Below are 21,640 nucleotides of genomic sequence, written 5' to 3' on the forward strand. Positions count from 1 at the left end.
CTGACGCTCGCGACGGCGACCCGGGTGAACTTACCTTCTGGGACGTACTACCGCGGACCCGTGTGGCGGCCGGCCGCCGCGCAGTCCCGCAGCCGTGCAGTCTCGCAAAGGAAAGCGTCCAAACAGTGATCGGACAGCCGAACGTGGTCTCGGCTCCGTGCAGGTTCACCGTTCTGGGACCACCCGGTCTCCATCGCGGTGACACGCGGCTGGATCTCGGCGCGCCCCAGCAACAGGCCGTCCTGATGTTGTTGCTGGCCAACAGCGGCAGCTCCGTGCGGATCGGTGAGCTGGTCGACGGCCTGTGGGGCGAGCGGGCACCGGGCACCGGCGGAGCCGTCATCCGGACCTACATCTCCCGCATCCGGCGGCTGCTGTCCGAGCACGGACTGGGCTCGGCGATCAGCTCCCGGTCCGGGGGTTACATGCTGGACCCGTCGCTGTTCGCGCTGGACGCCACCGAGTTCGCCGATCTGCTCGAAACCGCCCGGCAGGAGCGCGCGAGCGGGCACATCCCGGCGGCCGCGAAGCGGCTGGAGGAGGCACTCGACCTCTGGAGGGGCACGGCGCTGGCCGGGGTCCCGGGCGAGGCCGCCGAACGTGAGCGGTTCCGGCTGGAACGGCTGAAGCTGATCGCCACCCAGGAGTTGCTGCAGCTCCGCCTGGAGCTGGGGAAGCACGCCGAGGTGGTGGCCGAGGTCCCGCTGCTCATCGAGCAGAACCGGCTCGACGAGCCGTTGTATGAGATCTATCTCCTCGGCCTGTACCGCAGCGGCAGGCGGGCGGAGGCGCTCGAGACCTACCGGATGGTCTACGACCTGCTGGGCAAGGAACTGGGCGTCAGCCCGGGACCGCGGCTGCGGGAGATCCACGACAGGATCCTCCGGGCCGACACCGACCACGACGAGTCCGCCCCCGCCCCATGGGCCGGGACGCCCGCCGCGCACTCCCCGGAGCAGCCGGCCCCGCCTGAGCCGGCGGGCACGGAGCCGGAGCGGCCCGGTTGGCGGTTCGTCGGGAGGGGCACGGAACGCGCCGCCTTCCAGGATCTGCTGACGAAGAGCCATGGGGAACGTCCGGGGCTTCTCTTCGTCCGCGGACCCGCCGGCATCGGTAAGTCGACGCTGCTGCGGAAGTTCGCCGAAGACGCCGCCGCCACGGGTCGGCGTGTGCGGCACCTCCACGGTCCGGCGACCGCGGAAGCGCGCGAGCAGCTCGAACGATCCGCCGAGGAGCTCTCCGGCGTCTCCGGCGCGGTTCTCCTCATCGACTCCTTCGAAGAGCTGGGAGACCTCGAACCATGGCTGCGCGGCGAGTACCTCCGGCGGTTGCCCGGGAACGCGATCGTCGTGGTGGCGGGCCGGACCGGGCCGAGCGCCGCCTGGCTCACCGATCCGGCCTGGTCCGGGACGATCGTGATCCGGCACCTCGGAGCCCTCACCGCCACCGAGTCTGCCGCGCTGGTGGAAGCCCGCGGCGTCGACCCCGGCCTCCGGAGGTCCATCGTGGACTTCGCCGCCGGCAACCCCTTCGCGCTGTCGCTCGCCGCCGAGGCCGGCAGGAGCATGTCAATCACGGGAGAGCCGTCGCGGCGTGACGCCGTGCGGTACGTGGTCGACAACGTGCTCGCGCTCCTGGCCGGTAGCGTGCCGACGGAGACGCATCGGTGGGCGCTGCGCGTGTGCGCGCACGCCCGCCACACCACCGAGGACCTTCTCCGGGCGGTGGTTCCGGGCGGCCGGGCGGCGGAGCTGTTCGACTGGCTCCGAGCGCAACCGTATGTCGAAACCGCCGCCCACGGCCTGGAGGTCAACGGCGTGCTGCGCGAGGCCCTCGACCACGACCTGCGGTGGCGGGACCCCGTCGGCTATGAGCGGATGCACCGGCGGATCCGCCACTACGTCATGGACCAGCTCCTGCGCGACGCCCGCGATCCCCACGCGTGCGTGGCGGTCATGCGGACGATCAGCCATCTGCGCAGGCGCGGCGGGGTCGTGCGCCGGTACGTGTCCGGGGTGGGTGAGGAGGATCTGCGACTGTCCGGGGCGACCCGCGCCGACCACGACGAACTTGTCACCATGGCGAGCGAGACCTACGGCGAGTTCACGGCCGCGTCCGTCCGGTTCTGGCTGGACCGTCAGCCAGGGGCCTTCTCCGTGCTCCGGTGTCGCAGGAGCAACCGCCTGCGCGCTTTCCTGAGCTGGCTGACCCTGCGGACGCCGGACCGGGAAGAACTGGAGGCCGACCCTGTCATGAGGGACATCTGGCGCGACGTGCGCCGGATGACGGCGGTGCCCCCAGGGGCGCACATCGGGATCGCGAGGCATCTGATCTGCCCGGCCCACGAGGCTGAGCCGTCTCCGATCACAGACGTGTTCCAGGCACGGATGATGCGCAGCTGGCTGCACGGACCAGGTCTGGCGGCCTCGTACCTGGTCGTCGAGGACAGGCAGCTGTGGCGGCCGTTGATGGAATACCTGGACCAGTACGAGCTGGAGTGCGTTCGCGCGGACCATCCGTACGCGATATTCGGCCACGACTGGCTGGCCGACCCGCCGGAGGAATGGCGGGACCACCACCTGGACGAGGAGCTGTGGGCGGAACGGCACCCGAACCTGTTCCTCCGCCAGGACGTGTCCGGCGTGGACGGCTGAGGAGAGCCAGCGCTTCGGGTCCTTCGCCGTCCAGGCGTCGCAGCTTGAGCGATACCCGCGCCCACCACGACGTGGTCGCACTCCGCCGCACCCCTTTGTCGTCACCTGTTCAAGCGGTGATGGCAATTGCACGGCCAGAAGTCACCTGTCAAACTGGTGATGTGAAACATGTGTTTCTGTGCGGCAATCCCGCGCTCGACCTCGCCTGCACGCTCCGCGCGCGTCGCACCGCGCGCTTCGAGACGCTCGACGCCCCGGACCGGCTCGACGCGTGGTACGTGGAGTCCGGTGTCGTCAACGTCCTCTCGCCCTGCCGGGAAGCGGATCTGGTCCAGGCGGTGGCGGTGCGGGAGGCCATCTATGCGCTGGTCACCGCCCGGCTCGCCGGTGACGGATACGACGGCGAGGCGCTCGCGCTGGTGAACGAGACAGCACGCCGGCCGCCGGCGCCCCTCCAGCTCACGGCCGAGGGGCGGTGGGTGGAGGCGACCCCGGCTCAGGCGCTGTCCACGGTGGCCCGGCATGCCGTCGAGCTGCTCAGCGGGCCGGAGGTGCCGCTGATGAAGGAGTGCGCCAACCCCGAGTGCACGAAGATCTTCATTGATCGGTCGCGTGGCGGGCGCCGGGAGTGGTGCGGGATGGAGTCGTGCGGCAACAAGATCAAGGCGGCTGCCTACCGGGCTCGCAAGAAGGAGACGCAGACGGCCGGCGCGACCTGACCTCGACGGCTGCTATGGTGATAGACCTTGTGTTCGGATGTTAGGAGACCAGACGTGGCAGGTGACGTCGACATCTCCGGGTAATACCGGAGGTTGACCGGCCCCGGCAGGCGTGTATGACCGCCGCCGATGTGGGCCCTCGTCGTCGTTCCCCCAGTCCTGTTTCCCTTGCCGGGCCCCATCCGTGCGCCCGGATTCTGTACCGAGGTCTGTCGCATGTCCGATGCATTCATCATCAGTTCTGGCCTGTCCTTCTCCTGGTCTGACGACACCCCTGTCTTCAGTGACCTGTCCTTCACCGTGGGCGGCGGCCGTACGGGCCTCGTCGCCCCGAACGGCGCGGGCAAGAGCACGCTGCTCAAGCTGGTCGCGGGTGAGCTGCGGCCCAGTAGCGGCGGCGTGTCCGTCGGCGGCCAGCTCGGCTACCTGCCGCAGAGCCTGCCGCTCACCGGCGACCTGACCGTGGCCGAGGTCCTGGACATCGCCCCCGTGATCGCCGCGCTGGACGCCATCGAGTCAGGGGACGCGAGCGAGGAGCACTTCACCACGATCGGCAACGACTGGGACATCGAGGAGCGCACCCGAGCCCAGCTTGACCGGCTCGGGCTCGGCGACCTGGAGTTCGCGCGTACGCTGCGCACCCTGAGCGGCGGCCAGATCGTCTCGCTCGGCCTGGCCGCGCAGCTGCTCAAGCGCCCCGACGTCCTGCTGCTCGACGAGCCCACGAACAACCTCGACCTCGACGCGCGCCGCAGGCTCTACGACGTGCTCGGCGACTGGAACGGCTGCCTGCTCGTGGTCAGTCACGACCGGGCCCTGCTCGACCGCATGGACCGCATCGCCGAGCTGGACCGGGGCGGGGTCCGTTTCTACGGCGGTGACTTCACCGCCTACGAGGAGGCCGTGCGCACGGAGCGGGAGGCCGCCGAGCGCGGCGTGCGCAGCGCCGAGCAGGAGCTCAAGCGTGAGAAGCGGGAGATGCAGCAGGCCAGGGAGCGGGCCGAGCGCCGGGCGAGCAACGCCGCCCGCAACCTCAAGAACGCCGGCCTGCCGCGCATCTTCGCGGGGAACATGAAGCGTGGCGCCCAGGAGTCGGCCGGGCGGTCGGGCCAGATGCACGCCGCCCGCGTCAGCGATGCCAAGGCCCGGCTCGACGAGGCGGGGCGGGCGCTGCGTGACGACCAGAGGATCACGCTGGAGCTGCCGGGGACGAACGTGCCCGCGGGTCGCACGGTCTTCCTCGGCGAACGCCTTCAGGCCCGCGGCCTGTTCGCCGGGCCCGGCGTCGACCTGGTGATCCGTGGACCCGAGCGCATCGCGCTGACCGGCCCCAACGGTGCGGGCAAGTCCACCCTGCTGCGTCTGATCAGCGGGGAGCTGGAGCCGGACGGCGGCACGGCCAGACGGGCCGACGGCCGGGTGGCCTACCTGTCGCAGCGGCTGGACCTGCTCGACGTTGATCGTACGGTGGCGCAGAACCTGGCCGCGTCCGCCCCCGGCATGGCGGAGTCGGAGCGGATGAACATGCTGGCCCGTTTCCTGTTCCGCGGCGCGCGTGCGCATCTGCCTGTCGGGGTGCTGTCGGGCGGCGAACGGCTGCGGGCCACGCTGGCCTGCGTGCTGTGCGCGGAGCCCGCGCCGCAGCTCCTGCTGCTGGACGAGCCCACGAACAATCTCGACCTGGTCAGCGTCGGCCAGCTGGAGAGCGCGCTCGGCGCGTACGAGGGGGCGTTCGTGGTGGTCAGCCACGACGAGCGGTTCCTCGCGGAGATCAAGGCGGAGCGCTGGCTGGAGCTGTCCGGCGGGCGCCTCCTGGAGACCGGAGGGCCCGCCGGTGAGTGACGCGCTGCTCGCCCGCGATCTCGTACGGACGCTGGGCGCGCGGCGCGTGCTCGACGGCGTCTCGCTCACCGCCGCGCCCGGGGACAGGATCGGCCTGATCGGCGAGAACGGCGCCGGCAAGACCACGCTCCTACGGCTGCTGGCCGGGGTGGACCGGCCCGACTCCGGCACCGTCGTACGCCCCGCCGACCTCGGCTTCCTGCACCAGGAGATGCCCTTCGACAGCCGGGCCACAATCGCCGACGTGCTCGACGACGCCCTGCGCGAGGCACGCGCGGACCTGGCCGAGCTGGATCGGCTCGCCCGCGCGCTCACCGCCGCCCCGGACGACGCCGCTCTGCTCGGCGAGTACGGGGTGCGGCTGGAGCAGGCTCAGGAGCGCGAGTCCTGGGACGCCGACCGGCGCGCCGGCATCGTCCTCGACCGGTTCGGCCTCGGTGGTGTGCCGCACTCCCGTGCGCTCGCGTCGCTGTCGGGAGGGCAGCGCGGGCGGCTGGCCCTGGCGGCACTGCTCATCAGGCGGCCCGCGGCGCTGCTGCTCGACGAGCCCACCAACCACCTGGACGACGACGCCGCGGTGTTCGTGGAGGAGCAGCTGCGCGGCATGACCGGCGTCGTGGTCGTGGCCAGCCACGACCGGGCGTTCCTGGACGCGGTCTGCACCGACCTGATCGATCTCGACCCGACGGTGGACGGGCCCGTCCGGTACGGGGGCGGGTACGGCGCGTACCTGGCCGAGAAGCGCGCGGAGCGAGAGCGCTGGGAGCGGCGGCACGCGGAGGAGCAGGCGGAGCTCGGCGAGCTGCGCGCGGCCGTCGCCGTGACGGCGCGGCAGGTGGCGCACGACCGGCTGAAGCGCGACAGCGAGAAGATGGGGTACGGGCACACCGGGGGCCGTGTGCAGCACCAGATCGCGCGGCGGGTGCGCAATGCCGCCCGCCGGCTCGCCCGGCTGGAACGCGAGCAGGTTCCGGCCCCACCGCCCCCTCTCCGCTTCAGCCCTCGCACCCTGGTCGTCGACGTCGCAGAGGCCGCCCACGGCGCGGACGCCGCCGAGTCCCGCGATCCCCACGACGGCGCCTTGCTGTCACTGCGGGACGTGCGGGTGCCGGGACGGCTCTCGATCGACCGGCTCGACGTGCCGCTCGGGGAGCGGCTGCTGGTCACCGGGCCCAACGGGGCGGGCAAGTCGACACTCCTGGCCGTGCTGGCCGGGCTGCCGGCCGCGGAGGGCGAGGTCCGGCGGCGGCCCGGTCTGACCGTCGCGCTGCTGGCCCAGGACACCGTCTTCGAGCGGCCGGACCGGACGGCGCGGGAGACGTACGAGCGGGCGCTCGGTCCGGAGCGCGCCGAGTCCGTGCCGTTGCGCTCGCTCGGTCTGATCGGCCCCCGCGACGCGGACCTGCGAGTGAGGGAGCTGTCCGTCGGTCAGCGCCGCCGGCTCGCGCTGGCGCTGTTGGTGGCCGACGCACCCGAGGTGCTCCTGCTCGACGAGCCCACCAACCACCTTTCGCCCCGCCTCTGCGACGAGCTGGAAGAGGCCCTGGGCGCCGACGGGCCCGGCGCGATCGTGATCGCCAGCCACGATCGCTGGTTGCGCGCCCGCTGGAAGGGGCACCACATCCGCCTGCCATGAACCCTCCCCGCGCGTCACCGGCTTGACGGGTGACGCATCGGGCTGCCAATATCGTCACCAGTTGAACCGGTGACGCTCGATGCGTTCCCGGGCTTTCTCCACCAGCCCAGAAGGGAAAAGTCATGGCTGTCAGCTACACCGGGGTCGTCACCGTCACGGGAGAGGGCCGCAACGGAGGCCGGATCCAGGCCGACGACGGCCTCCTCGACACCACGCTCGCCATCCCGGAGCAGCTCGGCGGGGCGGGCGGGGCCACCAATCCCGAGCAGTTGTTCGCCGCGGGTTGGGGCTCCTGCTTCCTCGGCGCGGTCAGAAGGGCGGCGGCGCAGCGCAAGGTCACACTGAGGAGCACGGCCATCACGGCGGAGGTGACCCTGCACCACGGCGACGACGGCGAGTTCGGCCTCAGCGCCGTGCTCAACCTGGAACTCGGAGGCGTGGACCAGCGGACGGCCGACGAGCTCGGCGCCGCGGCCCACCAGATCTGCCCCTACTCCAAGGCGGTCCGCGGCAACGTCCCGGTCACCATCAACGCGAAAGCCGCCTGAGGTGGGGCCGGCGCACGACGCCGCCGAGACCGCGCGGCGTGCCCGCTTCGGCCGGCTGCCCGAACGGGTCCGGCTCGAGGACATGGTCGAACAGCGCGCGGCCACCGCGCCGGACCCCGCGCAGCGGGCCTACGACGCGGACGAATGGCTCGTGCGGTACTGCCTGTGAGACCTGGAGGGGCATCGTGATGCGCATTCCCAGATCCGTGAGAGCGTTGGCGGTCGCCACGATCGTGGTGGCCGTCGCCCTGGGCTGCCTGGCCCAGGCGTTCTGAGCGGACGACATCAGGCGCCCGCGGCTCGCCGAGGGGCTCGGCTCTCGCGCTGTTCCGCGCCTACGCCCGCTGCCAGGCGTGGAACAGCCTGAGGCTCTCGGCGAGCTGTGAGTGCAGCGGGTACGGCAGCGCGTCCGGCGCGAACCAGCCCAGCTCGTCGAACTTGTGAGGCTCGCCGATGGCGACTCCGGCGGGATCCACCTCGACCGCGAAGACGACCGCGACCCAGTGGGAGGCCGGCTCCTCCCGGAGGACGTTGCGGACTCCGATCGTCTCGATCTTCAGCGCGTCGGCCGAGTATTCCTCGCGGACCTCCCGTGCGACGGCCGCCTCGAACGTCTCGCCGTACTCCAGCGCCCCGGCCCCGCAGTCCCAGGTGCCGGGCTCGTCCCGGGCGCCGCTGCCACGCCGGGCCAGCAGCACCCGGCCGTGGCCGTCGTGGCAGATGAACACGCAGGAGACGGAGGGCGTCCGCGCTCCTCCGGTGGTGGACCCGGACTGCCGGGAGGGGCCGTCCGACGGCGAGGTGGTGCTCATGCGAGGGATCCTCCGTTTTCAGAAGTGGTCGGGCAGCTCGGAGAACTTCCGGAGCCGCAGCACGCCTGTGTCGGCGGGGTCGAGCTCGCTGTGCTCAAGCACCCAGGTGTTGTCGTTCGGGATGAAGACCGCGTTCATGCCCGCCTGCCGGGCGGGGAGGATGTCGGACTTCGGGGAGTTGCCGATCATCCAGGTCGTCGCGGGCGTCAGGCTGTGCTCCCGGGCGAGCCACCGGTAGGTGTCGACGTTCTTCTCGGCCACGATGTGGATGCCGCCGAAGTGGTGCGCGAGCCCGGAGACCTCCAGCTTGCGCTGCTGCTCGTCCGTGTCGCCCTTGGTGAGCAGGAGCAGGTCGTGCCGGTCGCCGAGGTCGGCGAGCGTCTCGGAGACTCCGGGGACCAGCTCCACGCGTCCCTCGACGAGAGCCGTCGCCAGCTCGTCGATGTGGCGGAGCTCCGCCACGGTCGCCGGCCGCTCGCGCAGCCGCTCCAGGCACTCGCCGAGGCTGCGCAGGAACATCTTGCTGCCGTAACCGTGCACGACCGCGTTCGCCGCCTCGATGTCGTCGAGGATGGCGCGGATCTCGGCCCTGTCGAGCGTCGGGTGCTCCAGCCAGTGGAGGAAGTCGTCGATGACGCGCTCGAACAGGATGTTGTTCTCCCACAGCGTGTCGTCGGCGTCGAAGACGAGCACCTGCCCGCTGAGTCTCATGGCGGCACCTCCGGAGCGTGTTGTCGATGGCCTCCGTGACGCGCCGTTGTGCGGCCCGGCCCCGGCGGGAGCCGTCAGGTCCGCACCGTTCCCGATTCCCCGTCGGCCCCGCGAAGAGTATCAAGCGGTGCTACGGGCCTCATATCGGTTTTCGTGCCGGGGCGCGGGCCGCCGCCCGAGGTGCCCGCCCCGGGCGTCCGCCTCCGGCCCCCGTCCTCCGGCCCCCGCCCGGAGCGCGCGCCGGACGGTCCCTACGTGATCGGGGCGGTCCGCATCCGGGGCTGGCGGCCGTATCCGGACTGTGATGCGATCTCGTGACAGGTCGAAAGGCGCCAATCGTATAAAAATGGTTATCGTTTCTCTGGTGTCACGCCGGGGGCCGTCCCCGGGCGGCTCGGGAACGCGCGGAGCCGCTCCGCCGACCGCAAAGGATGATCATGTGAACAGGAGCCGTCGCGGGTCGCGTCTTTCGATCTGGATGAGGGCGCGCGGAGGTGCCCGGCCGGGGGCGGGGGCCGTGGCCGCGCTGGGGACGGCCCTGCTCGCCGCCCTGGCGGCCTGCGGTGGCCAGGGGGACGCCGGGCGGGCGGCGGGGGCGCTCGTCCTGGCCGCCCCGCGCGACCTCGTGGCCGGGCCGGAGGATCCGTACTTCACCCATCGGACGCTGGGGGTGTGGGAGCCCCTGGTGACGCTGGACGGCGGGATGCGGCCGGCGCCCGCGCTGGCGACGGGGTGGGAGCGTTCCGGCGGGGGCCGGAGATGGACGTTCACCCTGCGCACCGGTGTGAGGTTCAGCGACGGGACGCCGCTGACCGCCGAGGCGGTGGTCGCCAACGTCGAGCGGTTCCGGCGCATCGCGCCCAGGCCGTCGGCCTTCTTCAGCCTCGACGCCGGGATGGAGGCGGCCTACGGCAAGCTCACCGGCGTGCGGGCCGAGGGCGGGAAGGTCGTGTTCACCCTGGCCGAGCCGGTCGCGGACCTGCCCGCCAGGCTGGCCGACTTCTACAGCATGATCCAGGCGCCGTCGGCGTTCGGGGCCGGCGGGGAGTTCGCCGGCGGCCCGGTGGGCACGGGCCCCTACACGCTGGTCTCCTGGTCGAAGGGACGGCAGGCGGAGCTGGCCGCCAACCCGGGCTACTGGGGCGGCCGGCCGGCCTTCGACAGGATCGTGGTGAAGACGGTCCCGGACGCCAACGCGCGGGTGGCGGCGCTGCGGGCCGGTGAGGTCGCCGGGCTGATGGACAAGGGCGCCCTGCTCCCCGGCCAGGTCGCCGCGGTCGCCGCCGACGGCCGGTTCCGGGTCACCCGCACCCCCTCCGTGCTCACCCACTACCTGACCTTCAACGCCTCCCGGGGACCGTTCGCGGATCCGAGACTGCGCGAGGCGGTGGATCTGGCGATCGACCGGCGGGCCATCGCCGGCACGCTGCTGGCGGGTACGGCGACGCCCGGCGCGCCCTTCCTGTCGCCGATCTTCGGAGCCCTGTCCGATCCCGGCCTCCGCCCGGTCCACGACCCCGCCCGGGCACGCGGGCTCGTCGCCGCGGCGGGCCGCCCGGCCGGGCCGGTCTCCATCCTGATCTCCTCGTCGGAGACCGGCCAGTTCCCCTACGCCGACATCGCCGAGGTGCTGCGGGCCGACCTCCGGGCGGTGGGCCTGCCCGCCCGGGTGAACGTGGCCGAGGCGACGAAGGCGGTCATGGAGGCGGGAGACTACGACATCTTCCTGAGCGCCTACAGCGTGCCCAACGGCGACCCCGACTACCTGTTCCGCCGCTTCCTGCGCTCCGACGCGGCCTGGAACCGCGAGCGCAACCTCGGCTACCGCAGCGAGGAGTTCGACCGGCTGATCGACCGGGCCGCGGCCGCCGCCGGCGCGGACGAGCGCCGTGAGCTCTACCACCGGGTCCAGCGGCTGCTGGCCGCCGACCGGCCGATGATCCCGCTCGCCTACCAGGACAACCCGGTGGTGACGAGCAGCGCGGTGCGAGGTCTCACGCAGAGCCCGGCCTACCTGGTGGATCTCGCCGGACTGGCGCCGGCGCGGTGACCGCCGCCCTGCGGCGCGTGACACGGACGCTCCTCGTCCTGCTGGTGCTGTCGGCGCTGACCTTCCTCCTGACGTCCCTGGCACCCGGAGACCCGGCGGAGGAGATCCTCCGCCGCGGCGGCGTCCAGCCCACGGCGGAGAGCGTGGCCGTGCTGCGGGGCGAGCTCGGCCTCGACCGGCCGCTGTTCTCCCAGTACCTCCACTGGCTGCTCGGCGTGCTGCGAGGCGACTTCGGGCGCTCCCACGTCGACCGCGCGCCGGTGGCCGCCGAGATCCTGTCGCGGGTCCCGGCGACGCTGTGGCTGGCCGGGGTGGCCTCGCTCATCGCGGTCGGGCCGGCCGTGCTCGTGTCGGTCCGCGCCGCCCTCCGGCCGCGCGCACTCGACAGCCGGATCGCGCGGGCCGTGGCGGTGACGGTCGCGGCCGTCCCGCCGTACGTCGTCGGCATCCTGCTGATCAGCCTGGTCGCCGTCGGCGCGCGGGCCCTGCCGACCGGTGGCGACGGCTCCCCGGAGGCGGTGATCCTGCCGGCCGTCACCCTCGGCCTGGCCGGTACGGCCACGCTGCTCCGGCTGCTCCGGGCCGACCTGGCGGCCGTGGCGCGGCTGCCCTTCGTCAAGCTCGCCCTGGCCAAGGGGCTGACCGCGCGCCGTACCGTCGTGGTGCACGCGCTGCGCGCGGCCGCGCCCGGCGCGATCACCGCGGCCGGGATCGTGCTCACCGAGCTGCTGGCCGGCGCGGTGGTCGTCGAGACCCTGTTCGCCTGGCCCGGGGTGGGTCAGCTCGCCGTGTCGGCGATCCGGCAGCGGGACATCCCGACCGTGCAGGCGTACGTGCTGCTCGTCGCGCTCGGGACCGTGCTGGTCCTGGCCCTGGCCGAGCTGTGCGCGTCGCTGGCCGACCCCCGGACGCGACGGTGACGGGTCACCGTCCGCGGCCGCCCGCCGGGGGTGTCGCCGGCGCGCTGCTGTTTGGCGCGGTCGTCCTGTTCTGCCTGGCGGCGCCGGTGCTGTCGCCCCACGACCCCTACCGGCCGGACCTGGCGCGGGCCCTGCTCCCGGCCGGCGGGGAGCACTGGCTCGGGACCGACCAGCTCGGGCGCGACCTGCTCACCAGGACCGCCGCGGCGGGCCGTACCTCGCTGCTGCTGGCCGCCGCCGTCACCGCCGTCATCACCGCGGCCGGCACGGTCGCCGGCGCCGTGGCGGGCCTGGCGGGCGGCCGGCTCGACCGGCTGCTGCGGTCGGCGGCCGCCGTGGCGCTCGCGCTGCCCGGCCTCACGCTCGCGCTGGCCCTGGCCGGGGTGCTGCCGCCCGGCTTCACCGCCGTCCTCGCCGCCCTCGTGCCGCTGGGGTGGGTGAGCTGCGCCCTCGTCGTCCGGGCCGCGGTCGTGCGGGCGGCGGCCTCCGGCCACGTGCTGGCGGTCCGGGCGATGGGCGCGTCGCCCTTCTACCTGCTGCGCCGGACCATCCTCCCGCACGCGGTCGGGCCCGCCCTCACCGTCGCCACCGGCGACATGGCCAAGAGCCTGGTCGCGGCGACCTCGCTGAGCTTCCTCGGCATCGGCCTGCCCCCGCCGGAGGTCGACTGGGGCGGGATGGTCAGCGAGGGGACGGCCCTGCTCGTGGTCACTCCGCGGCTCGCGGCCGTGCCGGCGCTCGCGCTGGCCCTGACCAGCCTGGGTGTCACGCTCATGGCCGACGCGCTCCGCGAGGCCCGGCCCGCCGGATGAGTCGCACCGGATGAGGGGAAAAGCCCCACCGCTTTTCCGGTCTGCCGGTATCCTTGACTTTGATCATGACTGGCCTCCTTACCCTCCCTGGCGCGCCTTACACCCTGATGCTGCCGGTCGGGACAGGTGACTGCTGTGATCTGCGGTTACAGGGGCCCCTGTCCGGTTTCGAGGGCCGGCGTCACGGCTGTGGAGGGGAATGGCGGGTGACTCGGCGGGTCAGGTGAGGAAATTGAGCATGCCTCATGACTCTCAAAGAAAAGTTTCAAGACCATTTCGGACAAGGGTGCCTATGGTTTAGGCTCCATCGCTTACGTGGGCAGAACCGCCCGGATCGGTGTTCCGCCGCCGGGGCTGTCGGGCGCGAGCTCGGCGGCCGCCCACGTCGCAGGCCATGTGATCGGGACTACTGGGAGCGATGTGATGGGGCAGCACACGCCGTACGGAGCTCTGGATGACGGCGAGGGCTTGCCGGGCTCCAGGGGAGAGCACATCCTCCAGAGATTGTTCGCCACCAGGGACCGGGCGGAGCGCTTCTACGAACGGCAGGTCGTCGACCGCCTGACGCCCCATATGCGGGACTTCGTCGCCCGGCAGGAAATGGTCTTCGTGGGGACCGCGGACGCCGCGGGCAACTGTGACACGTCGTTCCGGGCGGGCCCGCCCGGGTTCGTCCGGGTGGTGGACGACACGAGGGTGATGTATCCGGAGTTCCGCGGCAACGGCGTCCTCGCCAGCCTGGGCAACATCATGGAGAACGCGCACCTCAGCCTGCTTTTCGTCGACTTCTTCGACGACCTCGTGGGCCTGCACATCAACGGCTCGGCGACCATCACCACCGCCTACGACGCGGCCCGCCGCTACGGCCTGGTCGACGAGGACCGCACCGCGCCCGGCCGCCGGGCCGAGCGCTGGGTCATGGTGGAGGTCGAGGAGGCATACATCCACTGCTCCAAGCACATCCCGCTGCTGACCAAGCAGGACCGCAGGGAGCGCAGGTCCGAAGGACGCAGGCCCGCGGGAGACGACTACTTCGGTGTCGGGCAGGTGAAGGTCGCCGGGCGGGAGCGGGAAGAGGCGGGAAAGTCGGTCGGGTGACGGAATGACAATCGACATCGGGCTGATCCGCCACAGCTGGTCACTCATCGAGCCGGTGGCCGACCAGGTCACCAAGCACTTCTACGGCAGGCTCTTCGCCAACTACCCGCACATCCGGGAGCTCTTCCCGCCCGCGATGGACCTCCAGCGCGACCGCCTGTTCCACGCGCTCGCCCAGGTGGTGCTCAACCTGGAGGACGGCGATGGGGTGGGCGACTATCTCGGCCAGCTCGCCCGGGACCACCGCAAGTACGGGGTCCAGCCCGAGCACTACCCCGCGGTCGGCGACTGCCTGGTCGCCGCGATGCGGTACCACGCGGGCGAGCTCTGGCGTCCCGCCTACGACGAGGCGTGGATGACCGCCTACAAGTTCATCGCCGAGGTGATGATCCAGGCCGCCGAGCAGGACGCCACCCAGTCTCCGCCGTCCTGGGTCGCGACCGTGGTCGCGCACGAGGTGCGCACCCCCGAGATCGCCGTGATCACCGTCCAGCCCGACCAGCCCTACCCCTACCGGGCCGGGCAGTACGCCACCCTGCAGAGCGCGCACTGGCCCCGGGTGTGGCGCCCGTACTCGATCGCGAACGCGCCCCGCCAGGACAACCTGCTCACCTTCCATGTGCGGATGGTGCCCGGCGGATGGGTCAGCACGGCGCTGATGCACCACACCCGGCCGGGCGACAGCCTCCTGCTGGGACCGCCGCGGGGGAGCCTCGTGCTCGACCGGGCGAGCACCTCGCACCTGATCTTCATCGCCGGCGGCACGGGTCTGGCCCCGCTCAAGGCGCTCATCGAGGAGTCGGTCTGGGTGCCCGACCGCCCCGCCATCGATCTCTTCCACGGTGTCCGGCGCAGCGTCGACGCCTACGACAACGAAGACCTGCAACGCCTGCGGTCGGACCACAGGCGCCTGCGGATCGTCCACGCGGTCTCCGACGATCCGGACCAGTGGCGCAGGCAGAGCGCGGTGGACGCCCTGGAGTATCACCGGATCGTCCCCGACGGAGACGTCTTCGTGTGCGGCTCGCCCGACATGGTGCGGGTGACCGCCAACCGCCTGCTCGGCCTGGGCGTGCCCCTCCACCGCATCCACACCGAGTTCGCCCCGGGGGGCGCGGCCAGATTCGCGGTGCTGTGAGGGGCCGCCGGGACCGGCCCCGATCGACCGGCCACCCGCCCGGTCCGGACGGGGCCTAGCCCGTCGGACGCTGGAGGGCGGTCCTGATGGTGTCCTCGGGGTAGGGCGACAGCCGTACGGCCTCCGGCACGCTCATCCGGCCGGCGGCCACCTCCCGGCAGAGCCCGGCGACGGCGGTGATCTCGGCGTGCTGGGCGGTGACGGACCGGCGGTCCATCGGATCCCCGTGGCCGGGCACCACGGTGCCCTCGCCGGCCAGCCCGAGCAGCCCGGCGACGGCGGCCGGCCATTCGAGCGGGTAGGCGTCGCCGTACGCCGGCGGCGCGCCGTTCTCCACCAGGTCACCGGCGAACACCACACCGGCGTCCGGGACGTGGACCACGAGGTCGTTGCTGGAGTGGCCGCGGCCGAAGTAGGCCATGACGATCTCGCGCCCGCCGACGGTCAACTCCGCCCGGTCGGTCACGAGGCGGTCCGGCAGCACGATCTCCGTCTTGGCGATGTCGTCGGCGATGTCGGCACGTCCCTCCTGCCGGTAACGCCGCGCCCAGGCCTCCTTCGTCCCGGCCCCGTCCGCGACCAGGTCGGCCCGGCACCCCTCCTGCGCCCAGACGGGGCAGTCCAGGAACGGCCGGGTGCCGAAGCTGTGGTCGAAGTGCGAGTGAGTGATCACCACCGTCCACGGATCCCGGGTGATCCGCCGCACCTCCGCGGCGAGCTCCGCCCCTTGCCGCTCGTCGCCTCGCGTGTCGACCACCAGGCAGCCGCCGTCACCCATGACCAGTCCCACCGACAGGTCCAGTTCCGTGTAACGGCGCACCAGCACCCTGTCGGCCACTTCGATCCATCGACCTTCCATGCGTCGCATTCTCCCCGGCCCGCCCCGCCGTGGCGAGCCACGGCGGGCCTTCCGCGTCACCGGCGGCCCATGTCGTGGACGGTCCGCGTCACAGCCGGTCGCAGCGCCGGCACCGGCCGCGTCTGCGCAGGTGGTAGGCGAGGGCGGCGGCGGCCAGGGCCGCTCCCCAGATCGGCCAGAACGTCTCCGGGAGCCAGGCGCCCACCTCGGAGAGCTCGAAGCGGCCCGCGACCGTCCAGCGGATGTAGGTCAGGCCCGCCACGGTGACGATGACCGAGACGAACGCGGCGGGGACGACGGCGAGCGCCGGCGGGACCCGCCTGCCGCGCAGGCCGGGGATCCACCGGGGGAAGACCTCGCCCCAGCGCTGGGTCAGCCCCAGGGTGAGGATCCCGCCCAGCGCTCCGAAGGTGGCCAGGTAGGCCCCCGCCAGCCAGATCCCCGGGGTGTCGCGGGAGCCCTCGGCGAGGAACTCCTCGCTGACCCCCAGCGGGATGCCCAGGGCCCAGGCCCATCGGGTCGCGCAGTACACCAGCGGCACCGTGGCGGCCACGTGGACGGCCCGGCGCCCCCAGCGGGCCGCGGCGGCCGGGGCCGTCCAGCCTCCGCCGCCCGCCGTACGGCCGCAGCCGGCGCAGGCCCGCCTGCCGCGGCGGTGGTAGGACAGGGCGGCCGCGGCCAGGAGTACCCCGCCGAGCACGCACAGCAGCTGGTTGACCACCTCCCAGGGCCAGACGTCGAGCAGGCCGGCGCCGCCGAGGTCCCAGCCGAACAGGGGCGCGACCAGCAGGAGCGGCGTGTAGGCGACGCCCATCATGAGGCGGGAGTCGGGGATCACCAGCGTCAGCACCACGGCGGCCGGCCAGGCGAGGGCGGGCGGCACCATCCGCAGCGGGCCCCGTCCCCGGACCACGGCGAGCACCAGTGACAGCACCGCGCAGGCCAGCCCCAGGCCGGCGATCCACCATCCGCCCGGCTGCGGGCGGGCGCCCGAGAGGATGGACAGCGCCCCGTCGGGATCGGGGTCGCTCGCGCCCCAGGGGAAGCCCGGCCCGCCCAGCGCCCAGCGCAGGCCGAGCAGGCCGTAGGCGAGCGACCAGAGCGCCGCGGCGTAACCGGCCCAGGCCGGCAGGCGTGACCTCGTCGAGGATCCCGGACGAGGTGGAGCCGTAACAGTTGTCATGGATCAAGCGTCCCCGCCGCCGGGACGGCGGGCCATGGGCCGTTCGGCAGGTCCGCGGCCGTTCCGGCGCCGCCGGCTATGCCGTCCGGCAGAGGCCGGGTGACGGCACCCGCGACCCGGGTCGCGCGGTCGCGGGTGCCGTCACCGATGGCCGGGGGTGGTGCTCAGGCGCAGGTGACGGAGTAGGAGACGGGGGACGACACCGCCGTGTTGGGCGTGACGGTCCGCAGGTAGCCGGTCACCGGACCGCTGGTCTTGACGGCCCGCCACTCGTCCCACACCACCGTCTTGGTGAGGGGGCCGCCGGCCGGGAAGTCGACCTGGGCGGTGGGGCTGGAGGTGCCGTTGTCGAACACCCAGGCGTATTCGACGGGCCCGCTGGTCGGGGCCGACACCGTGATCGTCGCGACGGCCTTCAGGTCGACCGGGCACGTGCCCGTGTGGGAGGACGGCGTGATCTTCGCGTCGGTCACCGAGGTCACCACGCCGCCGGTGTTCGGGACGGGCGGCCTGCCGTCGCACGTCACCGAGTACTCCGTGGTCCCGGACTTCACCGGCGTGGGGGTGAGGACGTCCACGAAGACCTTGCCGGCCTGGCTCCGCTGGACGTTCCACTGGTGGAACACCCGGTGGGGTCCAGGCCCGGTGATCTTCACCGTCTCCTTGTGCCAGTAGCCGCCGTCCGCCCACCGCCACCGGTAGGTGACGTCGAGCGGGAAGCCCGCGCCCTTCGGCGCGGTGATCATCGACGCGGCGGTCACCTGGTACGGGTTCTGGGTGGTGCACTCGCCGCCGCCCCGGCTCCAGGTGGTGATCACGGGATCCGACACCGTCACCGTGCCGGGCCCGGTGTCCTCGCAGGTGATCGTGAACTTCGCGGGACCCGCCTCCGACCTGCCCGGCGAGGTGATCTGCACCGTCGCGGACCCGCCGGCCACCTTGGCGGGGTCGGCCACCGGCCAGGTGAGGCTGACCGTCTTGGTCAGGTCCTTGGCGTCCTTGAACTCCCACTCGCCGGGGACCGTCGTGCCGTCGCCGCGGATCCACCGGTAGGTGACCTTGGCCGGCTTGGAGACGGCGAGATCGGCGGTGAAGGTGAAGGTGAGCGGCGCGGCGCACGTCCCGCGGTAGGCGGCCGGGTCGACCCGGACGCCCGTCACCGAGGCGGTCACCGGCGCGGGCGTCGGCGTGCAGGTCACCGAGTACGGGACCTTGGCCGAGGTGCTCAGGACCTTCCCGTGGCGGTCCAGGATCTCGATCCACCGGGTGCCGGACTGGCCGGCGAGGAAGGTGCGGCTCGCGCCGACCGTGCGTCGCGGCGAGTCCTTGGCCGAGAACCAGAGGTCCTGCCTGCCGAGCGGGCCCCCGTCGCTGTCGGCCCACCGGTAGGAGACGGCCGCGGGGACACGCGAGACGCGGATCGTGCCGACGAAGTCAATGGTCCTGCCGGGGGCCACGCACGGGCCCGAGTAGGTGTTGCCCCCCGCCACCTCGGCCGAGGCGCGCGGCGCGGGCCCCTGCCCCTCGGCGGGCGACCTGGGGGTCTCGACGTCGGTGGACCCCTGGCAGGTGACGGAGAAGTGGGCCCGCCCGGACGTCAGCTTCTTCGGACTGAGCACCTGTACGGCCTGCCAGCCACGGGTGCTGCGGGAGAAGGTCCGCCGCTCCTGGAGCTTGATCCCCGTCCCGGCCTTCGCCGTCCTGACCGCGCCCTTGGTGCCGTCGCCGCGCACCCAGCGGTATTTCACCCGGGCCGCGCCCTTGACGGTGACCGTGGCCGAGAACACCACCGCGGCCGGGCACCGCCCCGCCTGGCGGCCCGGGGTCGCCCGCACGCCCGCCACCGCCACCGACGGGGCCGCCTGCACGCCCGCCACCGCCACCGACGGGGCCGCCTGGGCGGGTGCGGCGAGCAGGCCCGCCGACAGCGAGAAGGCGGCCACCGCTGTCAGAGCCGGTCGCCACCATGGTCTGGAGAACATATGTCTGTCACGCTTCCTCTGCTTCTGATGCAAGCGTGCACAGCGTGCCCGGTGCGACTTGTGGCCCTCTTGTGAGCGGTTGCAGCGAGATGTGGCGGCCGCGCGCCGGTGGTGATCGCGGCCGTCACCGCTGGCAGAGCCGGCGCCGGCCGCCGTCCCTCGCGTCGTGGTCCTCCGCCGTCGTGAGGGTCCTGTCCCCGTAGGGCCGTGGATCCCCGCAGGGGCGTTGAAGGTCCTATCCCCGCAGGTAGGTCACGACCGCGAGGACCCGGCGGTGGTCGTCCTCGGCCGGGGGCAGGTCGAGTTTGGTGAGGATGTTGCCGATGTGCTTGCCCACGGCGGCCTCGGACACCACCAGGCTCCTGGCGATGGCCGCGTTGGACCGGCCTTCGGCCATCAACGCGAGGACCTCCCGCTCGCGAGGGGAGAGCCGCGCCAGCGGGTCGCGGCGGCGGCGCAGCAACTGCCGGACCACTTCGGGGTCCACGACCGTCCCGCCGGCGGCGACTCCGAGCAGCGCGTCGACGAACTCCTCGACATCACCCACCCGATCCTTGAGCAGGTAGCCCACCCCGGTGCCGTCGCCGGAGTCCAGGAGTTCGCTCGCGTAGGTCTGCTCGACGTACTGGCTCAGCACGAGGACCGGCAGGCCCGGGTCCGCCGAGCGGAGCGCCACCGCGGCCCGCAGTCCCTCGTCGGTGAAGCCGGGCGGCATCCGCACGTCGGTGACCACGATGTCCGGCGTGTGCGCGCGCACCGCGTCGACGAGGCCTCCGGCGTCGCCCACCGCGGCCACCACCCGGTGCCCGAACCGGTTGAGCAGCCCGGCCAGCCCCTCGCGGAGCAGTACGCCGTCCTCGGCGAGGACTATCGTCAGTGGGCGATCGACGGGCAAGGGATCTCCACTCGTAGCAGGGTCGGCCCGCCGGACGGGCTGGAGAGCATCAGTCTGCCGTTCACCACCGAGACGCGGTCGGCCAGCCCCGCCAGGCCGGTGCCCTCCGACGTGTTCGCGCCGCCCATGCCGTCGTCGTGGATCTCCACGACCAGCCGGGTGCCGTCCAGCCATCCGGTGATCGAGGCCTCACGGGCGCCGCTGTGCTTGGCCACGTTCGTCAGCGCCTCGGAGATCACGAAGTAGGCGACGGACTCCACCACCTCGGGCAGCCGCACGGGAAGCACCATGGAGACCTCGACGGGCACCGGGGAGCGGTCGGCGACGTCGGCGACGGCCGCGGGCAGTCCCCGGTCGGTGAGGATCTGCGGGTGGATCCCCCTGATCAGGTCGCGGACCTCGGCCAGCGCGAGCTTCGCCTGCTCGTGCGCCTTGCCGACGAGTTCGGCGGCCTCCGGGCCCTCCGACAGCTTGGCCAGGCCGAGTGTCATGGTCAGCGCGACCAGCCGCTGCTGGGCGCCGTCGTGCAGATCCCGCTCGATCCGCCGCCGCTCGACCTCGAACGCCTCCACCAGCCGGGTCCTGGACCGGGTGAGCTCGTCGAGCCGCTGTCCCAGCTCGCTCTCCCGGGGGGTGAGGAGCAGCCTGGCCAGCATGCCGTGGGCCGTGGCGAGCAATGTCAGCGGGTAGAGGGCCAGGGCGAGCCAGACCGCCCCGACGGCGAGTGCCGCGAAGGCCTCCAGATCCGTGTCGACCGTCCAGAACCTCAGCACCCAGAACTCACCCGTCTGGGCGCGCAGAACCGGTGTCAGGATCATCGTCACCGGCGCGCCGAGGCCGAACACCACCGCCAGCAACTCGATCGGCCAGAGCACGGCGACCAGCAGGATCAGGTAGGCCAGCTCCCGCCAGGTGGCCTGCTCCTGCAGGCGGAGGCCTATCCACCCGCGCAGCCCCCGCGGCTCCGGCCGGCGGTGCGGGGTGCCGGCCGGAGCCGGGTCGATGATCCGCAACCGGCGGCGTTCCAGCGCGGCCACCGGTATCCCGCTGAACCCCAGCGCCAGCAGCAGCGGGATGCCCACCAGCAGCAGCGCCAGGACCGTGCTCACGAACAGGGCCATGAGGAACACCACCAGGACGACCTCGCCGAGGAGCACACCGGTGATCAGGTAGGCCAGTGAACGCCAGGGCCAGGGGGTCAGCAACAGGTCCCGTCGGGTGAGGGCCCGCCAGGCGGCCGATGACTGCATCCCCCGACAGTACGGCCCGCGCCGCCGCGCTTCCCAGCAGGCTGGATCCACCTCCAGGGTATGCCCAGCCCTACCTTGAAGACTAGGTTCCGGCTCCCTGCGGACGGCCTCCCCGTGACAGTCTCATTGGGGGCATGAACGGAACAGCGGTGCCCCCGGACCTGCGCGCATTCATGTCGGTCGCGCTGCGCAGGCAGGGCGTGGTGGGCGCGATCGCGCCGAGCTCTCCAACCCTGGCCAGAGCCCTGACCGCGGTGGTGCCCACGGGCGGTACGCCGGTGGTGATCGAGCTCGGCCCGGGGACCGGTCCGATCAGCGAGGCCATCCGGCGGCGGCTGGCCTCCGGCTCGCGGCACCTCGCCGTCGAGATCGAGCCGGACCTGGCGGCGCACCTGCGCCGGACCAGGCCCTGGATGGAGACCATCCAGGGTGACGCCGCCGACCTCGGTGCGCTCCTGAGCGAGGCCGGGGTGGAGCGGGCGGACGCGGTGGTCAGCACGCTGCCGTGGTCGCTGTTCCCCGGCGAGCGGC

Annotated in this window: 19 protein-coding genes; 12 read left to right on the forward strand and 7 right to left on the reverse strand. The window is 72.7% G+C overall.

Translation table 11 applies throughout. The annotated features are described in order from the left end of the window. Positions 1-125: 125 nt before the first annotated feature. The 6 genes from ACWDS7_RS03080 (at position 126) to ACWDS7_RS03105 (ending at position 7,568) form a co-directional block, all read left to right on the forward strand. On the forward strand, positions 126-2,654 hold the full coding sequence (locus ACWDS7_RS03080) for a BTAD domain-containing putative transcriptional regulator (protein WP_451927866.1): 2,529 nt from the start codon (positions 126-128) through the stop codon (positions 2,652-2,654). Between the two features lie 161 nt (positions 2,655-2,815). Then, a complete protein-coding gene (locus ACWDS7_RS03085) occupies positions 2,816-3,373 on the forward strand; it encodes a CGNR zinc finger domain-containing protein (RefSeq protein WP_451927867.1) in 558 nt (185 codons plus the stop codon). A gap of 216 nt (positions 3,374-3,589) precedes the next feature. After that, the gene (locus tag ACWDS7_RS03090; protein WP_451927868.1) at positions 3,590-5,215 is read left to right on the forward strand and encodes an ABC-F family ATP-binding cassette domain-containing protein; all 1,626 of its coding nucleotides are present in this window, start codon (positions 3,590-3,592) and stop codon (positions 5,213-5,215) included. Continuing rightward, complete coding sequence (locus ACWDS7_RS03095) at positions 5,208-6,851, forward strand: ABC-F family ATP-binding cassette domain-containing protein (protein ID WP_451927869.1); 1,644 nt, start codon at positions 5,208-5,210, stop codon at positions 6,849-6,851. The genes ACWDS7_RS03090 and ACWDS7_RS03095 overlap by 8 nt, the downstream gene beginning before the upstream one ends. 122 nt (positions 6,852-6,973) lie before the next feature. Then, the gene (locus ACWDS7_RS03100) at positions 6,974-7,399 is read left to right on the forward strand and encodes an organic hydroperoxide resistance protein (RefSeq protein ID WP_451927870.1); all 426 of its coding nucleotides are present in this window, start codon (positions 6,974-6,976) and stop codon (positions 7,397-7,399) included. A 1-nt stretch (position 7,400) separates the two neighbouring features. Next, the gene (locus ACWDS7_RS03105) at positions 7,401-7,568 is read left to right on the forward strand and encodes a hypothetical protein (RefSeq protein WP_451927871.1); all 168 of its coding nucleotides are present in this window, start codon (positions 7,401-7,403) and stop codon (positions 7,566-7,568) included. Positions 7,569-7,734: 166 nt separating this feature from the next. Here ACWDS7_RS03105 and ACWDS7_RS03110 read toward each other — a convergent pair whose 3' ends face one another. Together ACWDS7_RS03110 and ACWDS7_RS03115 are read right to left on the reverse strand one after the other, a co-directional pair. Further along, entirely contained in the window at positions 7,735-8,211 is a 477-nt protein-coding gene (locus ACWDS7_RS03110) for an NUDIX domain-containing protein (RefSeq protein WP_451927872.1), read from the reverse strand. Positions 8,212-8,229: 18 nt separating this feature from the next. Further along, complete coding sequence (locus tag ACWDS7_RS03115) at positions 8,230-8,922, reverse strand: HAD family hydrolase (RefSeq protein ID WP_306858648.1); 693 nt, start codon at positions 8,920-8,922, stop codon at positions 8,230-8,232. A gap of 478 nt (positions 8,923-9,400) precedes the next feature. Here ACWDS7_RS03115 and ACWDS7_RS03120 point away from each other — a divergent pair, with 478 nt between their 5' ends. The 5 genes from ACWDS7_RS03120 to ACWDS7_RS03140 all read left to right on the forward strand — a co-directional run bounded on the left by ACWDS7_RS03120 (position 9,401) and on the right by ACWDS7_RS03140 (position 14,940). Further along, positions 9,401-10,972: an ABC transporter substrate-binding protein gene (locus ACWDS7_RS03120; protein WP_451927873.1), complete on the forward strand. Its 1,572-nt coding sequence runs from the start codon at positions 9,401-9,403 to the stop codon at positions 10,970-10,972. A 17-nt stretch (positions 10,973-10,989) separates the two neighbouring features. Next, positions 10,990-11,892 (forward strand): ABC transporter permease, encoded by a 903-nt coding sequence (locus tag ACWDS7_RS03125; protein WP_451927874.1) that lies wholly within the window; start codon positions 10,990-10,992, stop codon positions 11,890-11,892. After that, positions 11,889-12,704 (forward strand): ABC transporter permease, encoded by an 816-nt coding sequence (locus ACWDS7_RS03130; protein WP_451927875.1) that lies wholly within the window; start codon positions 11,889-11,891, stop codon positions 12,702-12,704. Before ACWDS7_RS03125 ends, ACWDS7_RS03130 begins: the two co-directional genes overlap by 4 nt. Before the next feature lie 423 nt (positions 12,705-13,127). After that, positions 13,128-13,802 (forward strand): pyridoxamine 5'-phosphate oxidase family protein, encoded by a 675-nt coding sequence (locus tag ACWDS7_RS03135; protein ID WP_451927876.1) that lies wholly within the window; start codon positions 13,128-13,130, stop codon positions 13,800-13,802. 4 nt (positions 13,803-13,806) lie between these two features. Then, positions 13,807-14,940, forward strand: a complete 1,134-nt coding sequence (locus ACWDS7_RS03140; protein WP_451927877.1) for a globin domain-containing protein — start codon at positions 13,807-13,809, stop codon at positions 14,938-14,940. A gap of 55 nt (positions 14,941-14,995) precedes the next feature. On the opposite strand, the gene ACWDS7_RS03145 is transcribed toward ACWDS7_RS03140, so the two are convergent. The 5 genes from ACWDS7_RS03145 to ACWDS7_RS03165 form a co-directional block, all read right to left on the reverse strand. Beyond that, a complete protein-coding gene (locus tag ACWDS7_RS03145; RefSeq protein WP_451927878.1) occupies positions 14,996-15,799 on the reverse strand; it encodes an MBL fold metallo-hydrolase in 804 nt (267 codons plus the stop codon). An 88-nt stretch (positions 15,800-15,887) separates the two neighbouring features. Continuing rightward, complete coding sequence (locus ACWDS7_RS03150) at positions 15,888-16,982, reverse strand: hypothetical protein (protein ID WP_451927879.1); 1,095 nt, start codon at positions 16,980-16,982, stop codon at positions 15,888-15,890. Positions 16,983-17,146: 164 nt separating this feature from the next. Then, positions 17,147-18,964 (reverse strand): hypothetical protein, encoded by a 1,818-nt coding sequence (locus ACWDS7_RS03155; RefSeq protein ID WP_451927880.1) that lies wholly within the window; start codon positions 18,962-18,964, stop codon positions 17,147-17,149. A gap of 235 nt (positions 18,965-19,199) precedes the next feature. Further along, positions 19,200-19,859, reverse strand: a complete 660-nt coding sequence (locus ACWDS7_RS03160; protein WP_451927881.1) for a response regulator transcription factor — start codon at positions 19,857-19,859, stop codon at positions 19,200-19,202. Further along, a complete protein-coding gene (locus tag ACWDS7_RS03165) occupies positions 19,838-21,109 on the reverse strand; it encodes a sensor histidine kinase (RefSeq protein ID WP_451927882.1) in 1,272 nt (423 codons plus the stop codon). Before ACWDS7_RS03165 ends, ACWDS7_RS03160 begins: the two co-directional genes overlap by 22 nt. Before the next feature lie 134 nt (positions 21,110-21,243). Between ACWDS7_RS03165 and ACWDS7_RS03170 the strand changes: the two genes are divergently transcribed. Continuing rightward, the coding region (locus tag ACWDS7_RS03170) for a class I SAM-dependent methyltransferase (protein WP_451927883.1) at positions 21,244-21,640 on the forward strand (397 nt) is incomplete at its 3' end.

This window comes from Streptosporangium sp. NPDC003464 (genome assembly GCF_053588315.1).

What these genes read in the sequence shown, in the direction of transcription:
- ACWDS7_RS03135 (WP_451927876.1), top strand. Translation starts at nt 13,128, where the DNA reads ATGGGGCAGCACACGCCGTACGGAGCTCTGGATGACGGCGAGGGCTTG.
- ACWDS7_RS03100 (WP_451927870.1), top strand. Translation starts at nt 6,974, where the DNA reads ATGGCTGTCAGCTACACCGGGGTCGTCACCGTCACGGGAGAGGGCCGC.
- ACWDS7_RS03120 (WP_451927873.1), top strand. Translation starts at nt 9,401, where the DNA reads ATGAGGGCGCGCGGAGGTGCCCGGCCGGGGGCGGGGGCCGTGGCCGCG.
- ACWDS7_RS03115 (WP_306858648.1), bottom strand. Translation starts at nt 8,922, where the DNA reads ATGAGACTCAGCGGGCAGGTGCTCGTCTTCGACGCCGACGACACGCTG.
- ACWDS7_RS03155 (WP_451927880.1), bottom strand. Translation starts at nt 18,964, where the DNA reads ATGTTCTCCAGACCATGGTGGCGACCGGCTCTGACAGCGGTGGCCGCC.
- ACWDS7_RS03090 (WP_451927868.1), top strand. Translation starts at nt 3,590, where the DNA reads ATGTCCGATGCATTCATCATCAGTTCTGGCCTGTCCTTCTCCTGGTCT.
- ACWDS7_RS03165 (WP_451927882.1), bottom strand. Translation starts at nt 21,109, where the DNA reads ATGCAGTCATCGGCCGCCTGGCGGGCCCTCACCCGACGGGACCTGTTG.
- ACWDS7_RS03150 (WP_451927879.1), bottom strand. Translation starts at nt 16,982, where the DNA reads ATGACAACTGTTACGGCTCCACCTCGTCCGGGATCCTCGACGAGGTCA.
- ACWDS7_RS03140 (WP_451927877.1), top strand. Translation starts at nt 13,807, where the DNA reads ATGACAATCGACATCGGGCTGATCCGCCACAGCTGGTCACTCATCGAG.
- ACWDS7_RS03110 (WP_451927872.1), bottom strand. Translation starts at nt 8,211, where the DNA reads ATGAGCACCACCTCGCCGTCGGACGGCCCCTCCCGGCAGTCCGGGTCC.
- ACWDS7_RS03145 (WP_451927878.1), bottom strand. Translation starts at nt 15,799, where the DNA reads ATGGAAGGTCGATGGATCGAAGTGGCCGACAGGGTGCTGGTGCGCCGT.